The sequence below is a fragment of the Paenibacillus assamensis DSM 18201 genome (assembly GCF_000422445.1).
In the GTDB taxonomy this organism is placed as follows: Bacteria; Bacillota; Bacilli; order Paenibacillales; family Paenibacillaceae; genus Paenibacillus_B; species Paenibacillus_B assamensis.
The window spans coordinates 278976-297012 of record NZ_AULU01000009.1; the positions used below are offsets into that span (position 1 = coordinate 278976).

At 43.4% G+C, this 18037-nt stretch carries 13 protein-coding genes; 7 read left to right on the forward strand and 6 right to left on the reverse strand.

Translation table 11 applies throughout. The features are described 5' to 3' along the window. Positions 1-28 precede the first annotated feature (28 nt). The 3 genes from H580_RS23515 to pdxR all read right to left on the reverse strand — a co-directional run bounded on the left by H580_RS23515 (position 29) and on the right by pdxR (position 5068). A complete protein-coding gene (locus tag H580_RS23515) occupies positions 29-526 on the reverse strand; it encodes a MarR family winged helix-turn-helix transcriptional regulator (RefSeq protein ID WP_245583500.1) in 498 nt (165 codons plus the stop codon). A gap of 202 nt (positions 527-728) precedes the next feature. Further along, on the reverse strand, positions 729-3494 hold the full coding sequence (locus tag H580_RS0105845) for a response regulator (RefSeq protein WP_084508991.1): 2766 nt from the start codon (positions 3492-3494) through the stop codon (positions 729-731). A gap of 134 nt (positions 3495-3628) precedes the next feature. Next, a complete protein-coding gene (gene pdxR / locus H580_RS0105850; RefSeq protein ID WP_028593958.1) occupies positions 3629-5068 on the reverse strand; it encodes a MocR-like pyridoxine biosynthesis transcription factor PdxR in 1440 nt (479 codons plus the stop codon). A 513-nt stretch (positions 5069-5581) separates the two neighbouring features. Between pdxR and H580_RS0105855 the strand changes: the two genes are divergently transcribed. From H580_RS0105855 to H580_RS0105880, 6 genes are all read left to right on the forward strand, one after another. After that, on the forward strand, positions 5582-6919 hold the full coding sequence (locus tag H580_RS0105855) for an MFS transporter (RefSeq protein ID WP_028593959.1): 1338 nt from the start codon (positions 5582-5584) through the stop codon (positions 6917-6919). A 642-nt stretch (positions 6920-7561) separates the two neighbouring features. Further along, positions 7562-8899, forward strand: coding sequence for an extracellular solute-binding protein (locus H580_RS0105860; protein WP_028593960.1), 1338 nt, complete (start codon positions 7562-7564; stop codon positions 8897-8899). A gap of 119 nt (positions 8900-9018) precedes the next feature. After that, the gene (locus H580_RS0105865) at positions 9019-9900 is read left to right on the forward strand and encodes a carbohydrate ABC transporter permease (RefSeq protein WP_028593961.1); all 882 of its coding nucleotides are present in this window, start codon (positions 9019-9021) and stop codon (positions 9898-9900) included. Then, on the forward strand, positions 9900-10730 hold the full coding sequence (locus tag H580_RS0105870) for a carbohydrate ABC transporter permease (protein WP_028593962.1): 831 nt from the start codon (positions 9900-9902) through the stop codon (positions 10728-10730). The genes H580_RS0105865 and H580_RS0105870 overlap by 1 nt, the downstream gene beginning before the upstream one ends. A gap of 165 nt (positions 10731-10895) precedes the next feature. Then, positions 10896-12233 carry a TrkH family potassium uptake protein gene (locus H580_RS0105875; protein WP_028593963.1) on the forward strand — a complete coding sequence of 446 codons (1338 nt, stop codon included), beginning with the start codon at positions 10896-10898 and terminating at the stop codon, positions 12231-12233. Between the two features lie 255 nt (positions 12234-12488). Further along, entirely contained in the window at positions 12489-13286 is a 798-nt protein-coding gene (locus H580_RS0105880; protein WP_028593964.1) for a carbonic anhydrase, read from the forward strand. 114 nt (positions 13287-13400) lie between these two features. Here the strand turns inward: H580_RS0105880 and H580_RS0105885 are convergent, their stop codons facing one another. The 3 genes from H580_RS0105885 to H580_RS0105895 form a co-directional block, all read right to left on the reverse strand. Beyond that, a complete protein-coding gene (locus H580_RS0105885) occupies positions 13401-14339 on the reverse strand; it encodes a DMT family transporter (protein WP_028593965.1) in 939 nt (312 codons plus the stop codon). 183 nt (positions 14340-14522) lie between these two features. Continuing rightward, on the reverse strand, positions 14523-14900 hold the full coding sequence (locus tag H580_RS0105890; RefSeq protein ID WP_028593966.1) for a PH domain-containing protein: 378 nt from the start codon (positions 14898-14900) through the stop codon (positions 14523-14525). Between the two features lie 73 nt (positions 14901-14973). Continuing rightward, positions 14974-15504, reverse strand: coding sequence for a hypothetical protein (locus tag H580_RS0105895; protein ID WP_028593967.1), 531 nt, complete (start codon positions 15502-15504; stop codon positions 14974-14976). Between the two features lie 315 nt (positions 15505-15819). Here H580_RS0105895 and H580_RS0105900 point away from each other — a divergent pair, with 315 nt between their 5' ends. Continuing rightward, complete coding sequence (locus H580_RS0105900) at positions 15820-18012, forward strand: glycosyl hydrolase family 18 protein (protein WP_051217278.1); 2193 nt, start codon at positions 15820-15822, stop codon at positions 18010-18012. Positions 18013-18037 lie beyond the last annotated feature (25 nt).

Sequence of the window (18037 nt, forward strand, 5' to 3'; positions counted from 1 at the left end):
TCCTACTCCAAAATCCAGTTCACTACACTTACTGTTTGTCTTGTTTATCCATACAATTCTTGCGTTCAGCACTTTCTTGCTGGTAGTAGTCAAACACCTTCATTAACAGCTCCGCAAGGCGCTCACTATCTTCAAGACCAAGATGATCAAGAAGCCCGTTAAACGACTCCATAAATCTCTTCTTTGCTTGTGCTGCAATCTGTTCCCCTTCCAAAGTCAGCTTCACTCGAACTACCCTGCGATCCTCTGGGTCCATATATCGTTCAACCCAACCACGCTCTTCTAATCGATTAATAATTTGAGTAATCGTTGGAGATGTAACTTGAAGCAGTTGGCTTATATCGGATACCCGCATCGCCTGCTCTCCTTCAAGCTGCGTTTTTTGGATACAAAATAGCACCGTCATGTCACTCCGCTTCTGCCCATCTTGCTGCTGCCATTCCGCACGTTGAAATTGCCGAAAGGACCTCATTAGCTTCTGTGATACTTCATCTCTTCTCGACTCAGTTCCTCTGTCAGACATCATTGCCACCCCAGTTCTCTATTCACTGCTTTCTTGAAGTCAATTCGTAATTATTAAATAGCCAACTAATTAATTAGGTTCCCTATCTATTAGGTTACCTAATTATATGGCTATAGCAATTCCAATGTCAAATCCAAAGAAAAGCAAAAAAATAACCTCCAAATCTCAAGATGGTCATCCTAGATTGGAGGTTATTTGCGTTTATTTAGTTCGTCAGCCACACCTGCATAAGCGAGAATAACTGCTCCATATTCAGTGGCTTGCTAATATAATCAGAAGCGCCAGCATCCAGACACTTCTCTCGATCCTGCTTCATGGCCTTGGCTGTTAAAGCAATGATAGGCACATCATCATAGCCAGTCATCTCTCGAATACGGGACATCGCCTCGTACCCATCCATCACAGGCATCATAATGTCCATAAGGATTAAGTCCACCTGCTCATTCCGATGGAGTTCATCCAGCGCTTCCTGACCGTCGTGAGCCGTAATTACCTCAACGCCTTCTTTTTCCAGTCGGTTCATCAGTGCAAATACATTCCGCACATCATCATCGACCACTAACACACGTTTACCTTGGAACAAGTAGGCTCTTCCCGTATGCTCACTGTTCCCGCTCTGGTTGTAATGAGAAGCTATCTCTGCATCTGCATCCTTTGAATAATGGTCCAGACGAAGTGGCGTCTCTATCGCAGCAGCAGCTTGATGATAGTTTAGCTCTTGTTGTATGGCCATTCCTGATTCAACATCCGTCAAAGATGGAATGTATACGGTGAACTTGCTTCCTTCCCCATGAACGCTGCTTACCTCGATTAAACCATTTAATAAACGGCATAGCTCGCGGCATATAGATAGACCTAGGCCTGTTCCACCATATTTACGATTCGTGTTGCCATCAGCCTGACGGAACGCATCGAATATCATAGCTTGCTTATCTGCTTCAATGCCTATGCCTGTATCCGTAACTTCAATGGCGATCCATGATGATAAGTCAGCCCGCAATCCTGAGCGCATTACTTTTTTACACTCTTCATCATTCAATCCTCGCAAATGAAGCTCGACAGAACCCTGCGATGTAAATTTGAACGCATTAGAGAGCAAATTGCGTACGATCTGCGTCAGGCGCTGTTCGTCCGAATGTACCACTTTAGGTAAAGAAGCTTGGTCTAGATTCACATGGAAGGCAAGGTTTTTCTGCTCTGCCATGGCTGCAAATTGAGCTCGCATATTATCGCCAAGCTCTAATGGACACATGGCTTCGATGAAGATATCAAGCTTACCCGCCTCAACCTTCGATAAATCGAGAATATCATTAATCAGATTCAACAAGTCGGTACCCGCCGTATGAATAACACGGGCATACTCCTGCTCTTCTGTAGATAAGTGTCCTTCCTCATTCTCATGAAGCATCTGCGACAAAATAAGCATACTGTTTAACGGAGTGCGCAGTTCGTGAGACATATTCGCTAAAAACTCCGATTTATACTGCGAACTTTTCTCCAACTGCATCGCATACTGCTCTAGCTCGATTCGAATCTGATCCAATTCATTTGACTTCTGCACAGCATTACGATTCTGTTCCTCAAGCTGCTCATTCGTCATGCGCAGCTCTTCCTGCTGCATTTGCAGCTCTTCAGACTGAGATTGCAGCTCCTCCGCCATAGCTTGTGCTTCTTGCAGTAAGCGTTCGATTTCCATCCGGCTCTCGACGCTATTAATCGTTCCGCCGAAGGAAGAGATAATGCTTTCCACCAGCTTCAACTGCTTCGCTTGGAATACATCCACCGTAGCCAGCTCAAGCACAGCAATGACTTCACGCTCATATTCGATCGGTGCGATTAAAATACTTCGCGGCTTGCCCTGTCCAAGCGCAGATGACACTTTGATGTAATCATCAGGAATATCATGGATAACCATTGTTCGATGGTCCGCAACCGCTTGCCCCGCTAGCCCTTCTCCTATAGAGAAGGACGCTATACCAACATCCGATTGAGCTCCTGCATAGCACGATGCCTTAACATAACGTGATTGCGCACGTCTTCCGGTTCGCGTATACATCACGCCATAAGAAGCACCGGTTAGTTCGGACATTTTTGTAATGAACGTTTTGGCCAGCGTTTGCATATCCTCTACTTCTTGATGCATCTCCATCACTTCGTTCAAACTAGACTGAATCCAGTTCTGCTCCGCATGTGTATCAATCAGTTGGTTCGTGGCTGTTGCCAATTCTCCAATCTCATCATTGGTTTCTGCTTTAAGTCGATCTGTGTAGTCTCCCTTTTTGGAAGAAATATAGTTGATTGTCGAGGTTACTTCTTTGAGCATCGTTACAATAGAGCGCGAAATGATAACTCCTATACCTAGAGACAACACCGTAAGAACAATGAATAGAGCATACATGCCCCATTCCAATAGGTTGCTTTGCCTCTCTAATTCATTAACCCGCTCTTGCGTAATTCGCTGCTCCTCCGTCTGAAAATCGACAAAGTGTTGACGCAGTTGGTCTACATAGCGCTTGCCTGTCATATTTTCCTGCAGCAAATTATTGAACGCACTCTGTCGTTCATTTGCAGGCAAGGTGAGTAACGGTTCACCGAAGTCCCCAATCCAACTCTTAAACATCGAATGAATCGAATAGAGGCGTTCTACCTGCTGTGGATCAGAAGCTACAAGATTATAGAGCTGCTCCCAATCTTTCTCCCATTGACTCAACGCGAACGTATAAGGCTCCAAATAAGCACCATCATTAGACAGTAAATATCCTCTTAAGCCCGTCTCAAGGTCAAGCATATGCTTCTCTACTTTATGGCTCAACAAATGAACTTTCATATCGTTGTTAACGATGTTATCCGTTTCATTTTTGATCGAACTAACTTGTACATTCACGCCTACTATAGAAATGATTAAAAATATTAAAACTAACACATAGCCCAGCAAAATTTTCTGACGTATCGTCATTTTTAACTTTTGCAAAAAAATAGCCCCTCCTAACTGCCTGTAATAGGGTCAATCTGTTGCGTACATGTATGTCCTTAAATAAAGCTCACGTATGATTATACCTATAATCGCCTTAAAATGAGATAAATTTTGCGAGATTTACAATAAAGTTAGGTTTTAAACCATCCTTCGTATAACAAACGAACCCCTTCTTCAATCTCTTGTTCGGTCAGTCCCCCGAATCCAATCAGCAATCTAGTTGCTGTACAGTGTTCTGAGTTCATCCAGAAGCGAGAGGTTCCGTATACACGCACGCCTTGATTGGCCGCAAGCTTAATAAGCTCTTCTTCCGTATAATCGCTGTGTACTTCTAACACCACATGAAGACCCGATCGGTGACCGATAACAGATGCTTTCTTTCCGAAGTAACGATAAATGCATTCAACGAGCAGCGCATGTTTCTTCTGATACACTTTTTTCATTTTGCGTAAATGTTTCTCCCAGTGACCTTCCGCCATAAATCGTTCCAGCGTATGCGTATGAATCGTAGAAACGGTAGGCTCTAGCTCGCAGACTCGCTCCCGAAATATAGGCACAAATCGCTCGGGAAGCACCATATAGCTCATACTAATGCCATACAGCAATGCTTTGGAGAAGGTACCCATATACACAACGCTATCTGTTTTATCCAATCCCTGAAGCGCGGGAATTAAGCAGCCCTGATAGCGAAATTCACTGTCATAGTCATCTTCTATAATAAGAGCCTGCTGCTCAGTCGCCCATTGCAGCAGCTTCAAGCGCTTATTAACAGACATAATCATTCCTAATGGAAACTGATGTGAGGGGGTAACGAACACCAACTTAGCTTCAGATCGCTTCACTGCTTCAACATCGATTCCATCTTCTTGGAGTACAATAGGGGTAATCCGATAATTCTGATGAACAAATGCCGACTTCACTCCATTATAGCCAGGCTCCTCCATCGCTACTTCACGATGATCACCACCGATGAGCTGACATAGCAAAGTCGTTAATTGTTGAATACCAACACCCAGAACGATCTGTTCTGGCCTACATTTAACACCACGTGAATACCGCAAATAACTAGCTAGCTGATAGCGTAAGCCATACTCACCCTGAGGATTACCCTCTCTAGTCAGTGCTTTTGTATCAGCCTGCATCGTCTCTAGAGATATTCGATTCCATACGGAATAAGGAAAATAACGCATATCTGTCGAGCCATTACGGAAATCAATCCGTATCTCACTTGCTGTATCTGGTCTATTCCAAGAGTCCGGGGCGCTTACTTGTGCTTTCATTTGCTCTGCTCCGGCCTGCTGCTCAGAAAGCAAGTAATCTTGCTCCAACTCTACTACGTACAATCCGCTGCGCGCTCGGCTCTCGGTATAGCCTTCTGCGGTCAATTGCATATAGGCAGCTTCTACTGTATTTCTGCTAATGTGCAAATGTTCAGAAAGTTGACGAATGGCTGGCAGGCGAGTTCCCGCTGGCAAATGTCCATATTTAATCTCATCTCGAATATGCTGGTACAGCTGAACATAATAGGGAACATCGCGATCACGACGCAAATCTATCATCAGCTCTAACATAAAAGGTACCTCCTGAACCTATTCGCCTATCCGCTCGTATAACGAATTCATTTTCCCCTCCATGCATGATTGACCCTACTATAAAAAGCGGAATTGACCCTAACAATTAGGGTCAGATCTACGTATACTGAAAACCAACCAAACCATTCTCTATTTATCAGGTAAAAGATTGTCTACATATATCTATCATATCATATACTTCTACCCTGCTGCTCTGAGGAGGTTTTCCTATATAAAAATATAAACTTTGTACCTATAAGCTATTTTTGAAATCCGGTACATCGACGCAGTGCTAGACTCTAGTTTATTAACATGAATGAAAAATCAAGCTAGCTTTCACAAGTGAAAAGGATGTAGCCTCCGTCGTATTGATATTTCGTAAGCAATATCAGCCAATTTGGAGTTTTTCACACTGTAGAGCTTATTTACTACCTTTCCCTGCCAAAAAAACTACTGTTACAATATACATAGTTACGATTGACGTAACGATAACTGTCGGAGGATCATACAACTATGGGCTGGTGGCATCAGGCAAGAAATGATGTGAAACGATGGAATCGCAATGTTAAGCTTTTCTTCTTATCTAATATGCTGTATCAGTTCGGCAGCGGTATGTTCATGGTACTGTACAACTTATACATACAAGCGCTCGGCTACGGAGCTGATATGAATGGCAGTATCGTCAGCATTCAATCACTAGCCACAGCCTGCATGTTTATTCCCATTGGCTTGGCGGGCGATCGGCTAAGTCGAAAATATATTCTTATTATCGGTGCTCTGCTGACCGGACTTAGCTTTATGGGCCGATCTTATGCCGAAGATCCTTTCAGCTTGCAGACCTATGCGGTCATTACCGGTTTATTTATTTCTTTCTATCAAGTTATCGCCATCCCATTTCTAGCTGAAAATGTGAGTAAATCGGAACGTTTGTCGCTGTTCAGCATTCACTTCTCAGGAGTACTTGCCGCACAGGTGGTCGGTAGTATTGCCGGTGGATATGGTGCCGATTTCCTTCAAGCGATTGGTTGGAGCAAAATTAATAGCTTGCAGACTGTTCTTATGCTTGGCGGCGCTGCTACCGTTGCTTCGTTCCTTCCGCTTCTCTTTATTAAGGAGAAAAAGAAAGCCGCAGTGGAAATTCTGCCGAATCCAGCTCCTGTTGAAAAGAGTGGCTATGCGGACTCTAACGAAAATGACCATTCATTATTTGTACCGACGGACGCTGCTGTTGCGGATCCTAAGCAAACGAAGCGAAATGATTGGATCAACATCACCCAGTTTACAACGGCCCAACTGCTCGTTGGCTTCGGTTCAGGACTAGTTATTCCGTACTTAAATATGTACTTTACCGATCGATTCGCCATATCATTGACAGCGGTTGGACTACTCGTGTCACTCGGGCAAGTAATGACAATCGTCTCGATGTTAATCGGGCCTACGCTTGTTGCCAAAGTAGGGCAAGTACGAGCCGTCGTTATTTTTCAACTGCTATCCTTACCATTTCTACTATTAACAGGCTTCACAACGCTATTCACCATCGCTGCCTTCAGCTTCTTGTTCCGTCAAGCACTTATGAATGCAGCAAATCCGATTCAATCCGCCTTAATGGTAGAACGAATCTCGGATGCACGTCGTGGAATTGCCAACTCATTTACACAGACTGCGTTCATGCTTGGATGGGCAACGATGGGACCCGTTCAATCCGCTATATTAAAAGCCTACGGAACGTATTGGGGCTACGCTGTGACATTTTGTATAACAGGCATTTTATATATTACTGCGGCCGGATTGTTCTACTATGTATTTCGAGATTCGAAGCAAATGAAGAATAAATCTCAGCTGCTCAGCTAACCAGCATTCCACTGTATGCAACAGCTTAAGAAAGAGAGTGATATCGCTCTCTTTCTTGCATTTTTCAGCATAATTATATCGCTTTAACATATGTATAGGTGAGAGACAGTGTGAGGTTAACAAACACAAATCTATACATACATCATAATGAACATATAAATATTTATATCTACGTCAGCAACCTCGTCGTCAATGTCGAATGGTGTCGATTCATAAAATATTTTACTAATTATCAACAAAGTTGTTGTAAGCGCAATCAAAACTTTATACAATGAAAACAATTAAAAATTGGAAATCTACTAGACACCTAGAATCTCTCCCATAATACCTACCTTTTCAATCCATTTCTACCATGCTTACCATGACTTACTCACCATGATCTTCACACCTACCTACATAACAGCTTGTCCTTAACTCTATTTACTTAAGGAGGTGATGCCCCTCTTTGAGCGGGTATATGCCTTGAAACTTTGCCGCGTCTTACCGGTAACGTATTAGCATGAAACAAGCAATAAAGCATCTGTAACAACAGAACGAATCTATTCGATTGATGAATACCTCCTAGCTCTAGCACCCAAGAAGGAAACATCCTATGTAGCTTACGCGAACAGATATTAAATTCTTAAAAGGGAGTGTTATCGGATGAAAAAAAGTTTGAACTTGTTACTCGTTACAATGATGGTTTTTGCCCTTGCTCTTGCAGGGTGCGGCGGTGGTGGCGAGAAGAAGCCAGCCGACTCAGGTAATGGTGCTGCAGGCGATCCACAGGTGGAAGAATTCTCTCTTGTCGTTAGACATATTAACGTCCGGGCTACAGCCCAAAAGACGCTCAAAATCCTTGAAGATGTCGTGAAGAAAACCGAATCCGAAGTACCGGGCTTGACCTTCAAGCTGGACGGTGTTGAAGATACAGTCAACCGTGACGTCAAGTTGAAGGCGGAAATGCAAAACAACAACCAACCGCCTATTTTCAACTTGTTTGGTGGCGCTGACACTCAGAACTATGCAAAAACAGGACGACTGCTTAACTTAACTCCAATTTTGGAAGAGTTGGGCTTGGCTGACCAGTTCTATAACTTGCGTGAGTTCACAGTAGACGGTAAAGTTTACGGCTTGCCAGAATCCGGATTCGTAGAAGGATTCTTCTATAACCGCAAACTGTTTGAAGAAGCAGGCGTTCAAGTGCCTAAGACGTGGGAAGAGTTCCTAAAAGTATGTGAAGCCTTAAAAGCGAAAGGCATTACGCCAATTGCACTTGGAGCAGGCGGCGGTGATGGCTGGGCTGCCAACATGCTTCTTAACAACTTGTTCGTTGGTTTAGGTGGACCAGAGATTCAAGAGGGCTTCGTAGCTGGCAAATCCAAATGGACAGATGCCCCTGTCGTTGAAGCATTTAAGCGCATCATAGATTTGAAAAATAAAGGTTACATCGATCCGAATGTCCTCGGACTTAAATATTCTCAAGGTCAAGCTAACTTCTACACAGGCAAAGCAGCTATGCTGTTTGACGGTAGCTGGGCAGTTAGTGCGATTACTGGTCAAGATTCCAAAGTAGCCAATGATGCTGGATTCTTCCGTATGCCTAATGTTGGCGGAGGCGGAGATGGTTACATTAACGGCGGCTGGTCTAACGGCTATGGATTCTCTGGGAAGTTGAAAGAGCATGAGCTTAAAGCAGTTAAAGTATTCATCAAAAACTTCTACACCATTGAAAACCAAACACGTGGACTTGTTGAAACAAGCCGTATTCCTTCCATGAAGGGTGTTACAGACTTGTCTGGTGCTAATGAGCTGACAAAGTCAATTGGTGAGCAGCAAGCTTCTGCTAAAGGTGCATTCCCTGCCTTCGATGCCGTTGTTCAACAAGAAGTTAAAGTTACGTTGGAAGGCACGATTCAGGAAGTACTAGGCGGGCAAATTTCCCCTGAGGATGCTGCGAAACGCCTCCAAGAAGTACAAGAATCGGCTAACAAAAAATAAGATAACCGGTTATACACAAGAACCAATTAGAACCTCTAACGGCAGATCGGGGCTGCAATTCACATTGCAGTGCCCGGTCTTTGCCCATTAGTGGGTCATAAGGACTTAGGAGATGAGCCATGAATAAAATACAGCGCAACCTTGTGGCATTTGCCATATTTGTCGTCCCTGCCCTAGCCTTGTACATAACGTTCTATTTGGTACCGCTCTTTAATTCCTTGCAATATTCCGTTACTGAGTGGAATGGCATTAACGACCCCGTATATACAGGACTAGATAATTTCCAAAAAGCGATGCAAGATGAAAAGTTCTGGGTAGCCTTTTGGAATAACATTTATTTCGTATTGTTCTCTGTCTTTATACAAGTACCCGTTATCGTAGTCGTATCAATTATGATCAGCAGTGTAAGAAGAATGTTAGATTTCTACAAGTTGACCGTATTTTTGCCAAGTATCTTATCGACCGCCTCCGTTGGGGTCATCTGGCAGTTTATTTATGCGCCAGATGCAGGACTATTGAATCAACTACTACGTTCCGTTGGACTCGAATCTTGGGCCAAAATTTGGCTTGGAGACAAAACAACAGCAATGTTCTCCATCCTCGTTACGAATGGCTGGCAATGGACGGGCTTCTACATCGTCCTCGTGCTGGCAGCCATATTCTCCATTCCAAAAGAAATGCTGGAGGCTGGCGAAATTGATGGAGCCGTCGGTTGGAAGAAAGCATGGCTGCTCACAATACCGCTCATTCGTCCTGTTATCGTCGTAACGATGCTGCTATCAATTACAGGCGCGATGAAGGCGATGGATATCGTTATGATTATGACAAACGGCGGGCCATTCCATTCTACAGAAGTTATGGCTACGTATATGTATAAACAAGCGTATTCCTTAAGTGATTTTGGCTACGCAAATGCAATCGCCATTATTATTACGATATTTACAGCGATCTTGGCGTTAGTGTATCACGTGATCAACAAGCGGACGGAGGTAGACTACTGATGAAGCAATCTCGTTCAATCAACTTTGTATCCCACATCATTCTCGTCATCTATGCATTGCTCGTCATCTACCCGCTGTTCTTTGTCATCTCGTCTTCATTCAAAAATAACAGTGAAATATTCGATGATCCATGGGGCATGCCTATGAGCTTCTCATTGGATAATTATATTGAAGCTATGTCCAATTCTCATATCGACAGTTACTTTATCAATAGTTTGTATATTAGTTCAATCTCTACTTTTGCAACCATTTTATTATCGACAACGATTGCCTATGCGGTGACACGCATGAAGTTCCATACGCTTAGCAAAGGGGTTTACAGTTTACTCTTGTTATCCTTATTAATACCACCAGCGTCACTACTCATCCCGTTGTACAAAATGATTAATGATTTCGGTATCTACGATACGCCATTGGCACTTATTATTCCATACTCTGCATTTGGGATTCCTTTGACCGTGTTCGTTATCGCTGCCTTTTTGAAGTCCATTCCACTGGAACTTGAAGAAGCAGGAGTTATGGATGGCTTAAATACATACGGTCTACTCTTCCGTATCGTCATTCCGCTCACATTACCGACACTCGTTACCGTATTTATTTTGAACTTTATCGGCAACTGGAACGAATTCGTTATGGCTAATTTGTTCATTTCCAATGAGGCATCACGTACGCTGCCTGTCGCGGTCAAATCCTTTGTCGATCAATACAATATGAACTATGGTGCACTAACCGCTGCAATCACGATAAGCATTATCCCTGTCATACTCATTTACAGCTTCTTGCAGAAGAAGATCATTGAAGGTGTTACGGCAGGAAGCGTGAAAGGCTAGTAGCAACTGAATGAAATCGTACATAGTACGTAAAGTCATCTCAACGATAAGGTTGGGATGGCTTTTTTTGTGGCAAGATGAGTAAAAGCATGATTGTTATGGTTTACAAAGACATGGTGAAGAGATATAGTATCGTTTTGAGGGTTGGAGGTGGAGGCACATATGATTAAGAACTTAAAAAAACAAATGACTACCTGGACGCCGTCTCGAGTACTCTTGTTCGGATTCATCGCGCTCATCGCACTCGGAACTATACTCTTAAAGCTGCCCATTGCGGTGCATGACGGGCTCCGTATTACTTGGATAGATGCTTTCTTTACGGCTACTTCAGCTATTTGTGTCACAGGACTTACTGTCGTAGATACAGGTGCGACGTTCACCGTCTTTGGTGAAACGATTATTATGTTACTCGTCCAACTAGGCGGTATTGGATTTATGACCGTAGCGATGCTCGTCTATTTGATGCTCGGTAAACGTATTTCGCTTCGCGAGCGCCTCATTCTGCAAGAAACGATGAATGCAGGCAGCATGGAAGGAATCGTCCGCATCATTAGACGTACGATTATATTCGTATTCGTCATTCAAACCGTAGCCGCTCTCATTCTCGCTCTGCACTGGATGCCAGAAATGTCTGCTGGACAAGCACTATATTATGGCGTATTCCACAGCGTATCGTTATTTAATAACGGTGGCTTTGATTTGTTCGGCAACAGTTTTCAAAACTATGCTGATGACCTGATCTTTAACATAATAGCCTTTATTCTCGTTATTTCCGGTAGCTTGGGCTTTATCGTCCTTGCCGAGCTATATGATTATCCTCGCCTGCGCAAACTTTCACTGCACTCAAAAGTAGTGTTGTCGGTTACAGGCATTTTGATCGCAGTCGGAGCTATCTTTATTCTGCTGTTCGAGTGGTGGAACCCTCATACACTTAAAAACATGTCCATGGAGGGTAAGCTCTACTCTACCATGTTCCAATCGATATCAACTCGCTCTTCGGGGACGACAACGATCGATATTACAAATATGAATCAAGTTACACAATTCTTTATGATTATTTTGATGTTCATTGGTGGATCGCCAGGCTCTGCCGGGGGCGGAATTAAAACAACGACATTTGCTATTCTCATCGCAGCTGTATGGGCGATGATGAGAGGACGCGAAGATGTCGTATTGTTCCGCAATCGCCTTTCCAAAGACCTTATTCTTAAGGCACTCACGATCATCTTCTTAGCGATCTTTATGGTACTATCCGTTGCCATGCTGCTAGCCATTACCGAAGATCAGCCATTCTTGGCCATTCTGTTCGATACGACCTCCGCTGTTGCTACGGTAGGCTTGTCCATGGGCGTCACAGAACAGATGTCTGAATTCGGTAAAATTGTACTTTGCTTCGCTATGTTTATCGGACGTCTTGGACCAATGACACTTGCTTACGCACTTGGCAGCCGTCGAGAACAATCATTGTATCGTTATCCAGAAGGAAAAATTATGATTGGTTAACGACAAGAGACAGCTCCAACCATACAAAACGCTCCGCCGTAGCTTGTACTATGGGGAGCGTTTTTCGCTTATCAATAAGGAAATAGACATGGGCAGTAAGTAACTATTTTTACATAAACTATTTTTCTACTTGTAAATTTCAGCTATTCAGTTTATCTTCTGATCATATCCACATCAGGGTGGTGGTACATACAAGAGTACGGCAACTAAGAAAGCGCATTCATAATATTTATACGATTACAAAGGAGAGAATTTATGTTTAAACGAAAATGGACAAGCTCTATGATGCTGCTCAGCTTAGGATTAGCGTTAACCGTCTTCACACCTGCTTCGGTTTCTCAACCTGCAATTGCAGCTGGCTCAGACGCACATTGGTCCTATGAAGGTTCTACTGGGCCCGAACATTGGGGAGACTTGAGCGAAGCTTACCAAATCTGTAAAGTAGGCAAACAGCAATCACCGATCAACATCGACACCGATGAAACAACCGAACATGATAACGGCAAAGGATTTTCGGTAAAATATAAACCATCCTTGTTCACTATCGCCAACAACGGCCATACCATCCAAGCTAATGCTACCTCCACAGACAACACACTTCTTATCGATGGCAAAGCCTATTATCTGCTCCAATTTCATTTCCACACACCTAGCGAACACACCATTAATGGCAAGGCGTCTCCATTGGAAGTTCACTTCGTTCATAAAAGTGCAGACGGGCGGCTTGCTGTGCTCGGCATTCTTATTAAAGAGGGAAAAGCCTCATCTGCACTAAACGAGATGTGGTCGAAGCTGCCTAAAAAGGAAACGAAGACAGACATCAAGTTAGCGAAAACGATTGATATTAATCAAATACTGCCTAGCGATAAAGATTCTTTCCGTTATGCGGGATCTTTGACGACACCGTCTTGCAGTGAGGGAATTAAGTGGACTGTGCTCGACGACCCTATTACCATGTCGACCAATCAATTAAAAGCATTCCAAGCTATCTTCCCGAACAACAGCCGCCCTGTCCAACCTGTACATGGTCGCGTTATTCATCAGCATGATTAACGCTGATGAAAGCAAAAGATACGATTACTAAAAGTCTTCGCAACCATTGATCTCAACAAAAAAAAGGGTAACCCAATAGTCCGTTTCCATAACTTTTGGGTTACCCTGTTCTATTTATCCATGTCGCTTTGCAATTTGAGCTTCTATTTGCTGGTGGTGACGTTGACGCAGCCAGTCTTCCAAGCCCCCCGAACCGAGAAGCACACCCATAATAATAAACAGGAAGCCACCAATCTGTGCCAAAGTAATCGTTTCTCCTAGCAATAGCACAGAGCCAACTAAAGCAAAAAACGGTGTAAAATTCATAAAGATAGCCGATTCAGCCGCTCCTACTTTGCCAACCGCATAATTATAAATAAGATGGCCGATTGCCGTCGACACGGTAGCCGACAAGGCAAAAACAACCCAAACATCAGCTGTTGCGCCTACCATACTGCTCAATCCATCAGGCTCTGCGATTAAGCTGATAACGAACAGAACAGCCGAACCAAGAAGCAGCATATAGCCTGTCATTAGACGCGGATCTAACGTATCAGCTGCTTTTTTAATCAAAATATAACTAAAAGCCTGGGCAACGATAGCTAAGAACACCTGAACGTCTCCTAAGGAAAGCCCACTAACATCTCCCGAGCTCTTTAGCATAATAAAGGCAACGCCAGTAAAACCCAGAATGATACCAATCGTCTTAAACCAAGTTGCTCTAGCTCCTAAGAAAATCATAGCCATAATGGCAGTCAACAGCGGACCTGTCCCCAGAACGAGTCCTGCACTGGAAGCAGACGTCCCCGTAAATCCAAGCGATAAAAAATAATGATGTGCAACAACGTTAAACAAAGAAGCAGCCGCCACATACTTCCATTCTTTTTTGGTAAGTCTGCGTACTTTGCCAAGCGCGAATAAAATGATAAACACCGTAACGGCAGCTAATAATATGCGAAAAGCCGTCATGGTCAGCGGCATAAAGTTCGCTACTAATACCTTCATCATGATCGTGTTCATTCCCCACGCCAGCATGACAAAGATGAGCAAGCCATAGATCCCCCATTTTTTCATTCATAACACTTCTTTCTGTCTACAAGTTGTGTATCTCTCCGACCTTTATCATAACGGAAATGTCCACTAATTCCAATCATTTTGATCTATTTGTATGCCAACGAAGGACAAAAAGCCCGTATTATGGATAAATCCATACATACGGGCTGTGATTAAAACGAATATGATGTTACTAACGTAAGTCTATTTCAACACATAATCCGCGAGAACAGACTGTACTTCATAAATGTTCAGGTTCTTATTGAATTGCTTCTGCATCGGCACAGGGTCTCCAGACACCCAAACCTTTAGCTCAGCATCCATATCAAAGCTGCCCGCAGTTTCAATACTGAACTGAACAATGCTTTTATACGGAATGGAACGGTACTCAACTTTTTTTCCCGTAATTCCTTGCCTATCTACTAAAATGAGGCGCTTGTTCGTAAACAGGAACATATCACGAATCAGCTTATACGCCTTTTCGATTGACTCTGAACGGGACAGAATACTTGCATACTCTCGATTCGCTTCCTCTAGATTTACCTCAGAAGCATTGCCCATAATTCCATCTAAAAACCCCATATCTCTTCCTCCTCAAATAACTAAGCAGTCTCACACTTAGTATATCATGGAAATAGAGGCGAAGGTCTCCCTATCAATGATGCCACATTACAAATTGTTCAGGATGCTTACGAATATCCCTCGCAATAGCAGAGCGAAGTTCCGGGAACAGGGTAATTACGACCTGGTCAAGCTCTTCCATCTCCCGCTGCAAATCAGGGTAATCCGCCATATGCTCGCCAAAATAATCGCAAATTTTTCTACCATTCCGCTGTGCTAACTCCGTCATCTTGTCTCGTAAAGCCCGCAGCTGTATAAAAAATGCGCTCGCTTCTTTACCAGCCACGCGCCGAATATATACATCAACTACATTCCAGAACGGCCCATGAGCGAATAAATATTCCAAATGACAAAACCATCCGTACACCCCATGTTGACCCAGATGCCTATCAAAGGTCTGAAACAAGAACAAAGACCGCTGACCTTCCGTTAATGTATAAAAAATATCGGTTGATATTCGCACCATTTTTTTATCTACCTGATGAGCAATTGGCTCGTTGCATACAATTAATAACCGTTCATCATCCAGTGTTTCAAATACATGCTTTTGTATAGTAACCAGCACCTCAACGCCCTCCTGACGATCAACAACAGAACAAACCATATATTGCCATACTATGGATCCAACTCGATTATAGCCGTCTATGTATAGAACGGGCAATAGATTTCATCGTCTGCAGCAAAATACTCTAGTAAATGGCAAAGTATCTGCCGTCTCCTATAAAAATACATATATCGATAACACTATCATAAATAGTTGCTTCCTCACTCTTGATCATTACGTTCTATTTCTATTAAGATAAGTTCAACATTATAATTGTAAGCGCTTTATATACGGTATTACAGGGGACAAACTACTATTTTTAAGGAGTTGATTACTTTGTTGTTGGTTAAAAAACAGAATAGAGGTAAGAAGTTTTTTCTTCTAAGCGCAAGCTTACTACTTGCTATCAGTTTATTCTCGACAGCCCTGCCCCCAGCTTCAGCAGAAGCAACAGAGCCAAGCACAACTACGAATCAGCCCTCTTCTATCCCTGCAGCTATGGATATTTCTCGAACCGCAGTGCCAGCAAACAATCCTATCACAAACCCTAACCAAGCTTGTCGGCCAGCAGGTTTGTATGACTCTGGTGTACAAGGCATCCCGTATTGTACGGTCTATGATAGTAATGGACGCGAGAAGCTTCCTAATGAATCGAAACGCCGCATTATCGGTTACTTTACAGACTGGAGAACAGGGACAGATGGTAAACCGAAGTACCTAGTGAACGATATTCCTTGGAGCAACATTACTCATATCAACTACGCATTTGCTTATATCGACAATAGTAATCAAGTATCCGTCGGGGCGATGAGTCCTACGAATAAAGCGATCGGCATGCAATGGCCTGGTGTACCAGCAGCAGCAATGGACCCAGCATATAGCTATAAAGGCCATTTCAATCTTCTCAATAAATTCAAAAAGCAGCACCCTGGTGTCAAAACGTTAGTATCGATTGGCGGCTGGGCGGAAACAGGTGGATATCCTGATGCATCAGGCAACCGTGTCAACTCCGGTGGTTTCTACACTATGACTACAAATGCTAACGGCACAATTAACTATGCAGGCATTAACACGTTTGCTGATTCTGTCGTCGCCTTTCTCCGTCAATATGGATTCGATGGAGCAGATATCGACTATGAGTATCCAACCACTATGGAGCAAGCAGGCAATCCACTTGATTGGTCCGTCTCTCAACCTCGCCGCGCTGGCCTAAATGCAAGCTATGTGGAATTGCTAAAAGTATTGCGCACAAAGCTGGATCAAGCGTCTGCTCAAGACGGGAAGTACTATATGCTCACAATTGCTTCTCCGGCTTCTAGTTATCTACTTCGCGGCATGGAAACTTCTCAAGGATTGAAATACCTCGACTACGTAAATATTATGTCCTACGATCTGCATGGTTCATGGAATGAATTCGTTGGTCCAAATGCAGCCCTATTTGATGATGGTAAGGATGCAGAACTTGCTGCGGCAGGTATGTACACATCACCCGATTACTTAGGTATGGGGCACTTAAATACAGACTGGTCCTATCACTACATGCGCGGCATGATGCAAGCCGGACGAATTAATATCGGCGTTCCCTACTATACTCGCGGCTTCAAAAATGTCCAAGGCGGCACAAACGGGCTCTGGGGCAAAGCGGCGACCACGAACTGTATGCCAGGCGAACAAAAGTGTGGAGATGGCGCTATCGGCATCGATAATATTTGGCATGATAAAGTAAACGGCCTTGAAACACCTGGAGGATACAGCCCAATGTGGCATGCAATGAACCTTGAAAATGAAATTCGCGGATCTTATTTAAACATGTTCGGGCTTCCTCAAGCGCAAATCGTCGGCACTTATAATAAGCACTTTGATAATACACTAGTTGCCTCTTGGTTGTGGAACCCACAAAAAAATGTGTTCCTCTCTACAGAAGATGCACAATCCATTACGGCTAAGGCGGATTACGTCGTACAAAAAGGTATTGGCGGAATTATGATTTGGGAGCTCTCAGGGGATTATGACTTTTATCCTCAACGCAATAACGGTCAAGGCGAGTATTTTATGGGCTCTACTCTAACAAAAATTATTCATAACAAGTTCAAAATGGCTGCACCATACAGCAACGTTAACCCGGGAACTTTGCCTCCACCAGCAAGTCAGCTAAATGTGAAAGTAGAATTAGTTCAATTTCCGATGGGCGGAAATAATTTCCCAGTAGCTCCTAAGCTTGCTATTACAAACAACACCAATGCGGTAATTCCAGGCGGGTCGGTACTGCAATTTGATATTCCAACATCAGCACCTAGTAGAGTAGAGAATTGGAATGGCTATCCGATAATAGTCACGCCGGGTCATACGGGACCTAATGTCGGCGGTCTGCAAGGGGACTTCCATCGGGTTACGATGACAATACCAGAGTATGAATCTATTCAAGCTGGCCAGACAAAGTTGATTCAAATGGCATTGTTCCTACCTCTTTCTGGTCCAACCAATTACAGCCTAACCGTAAATGGAGTAAGATACGGCATTCATTATTAGTGATTTATCGCTAATCATTTATTTC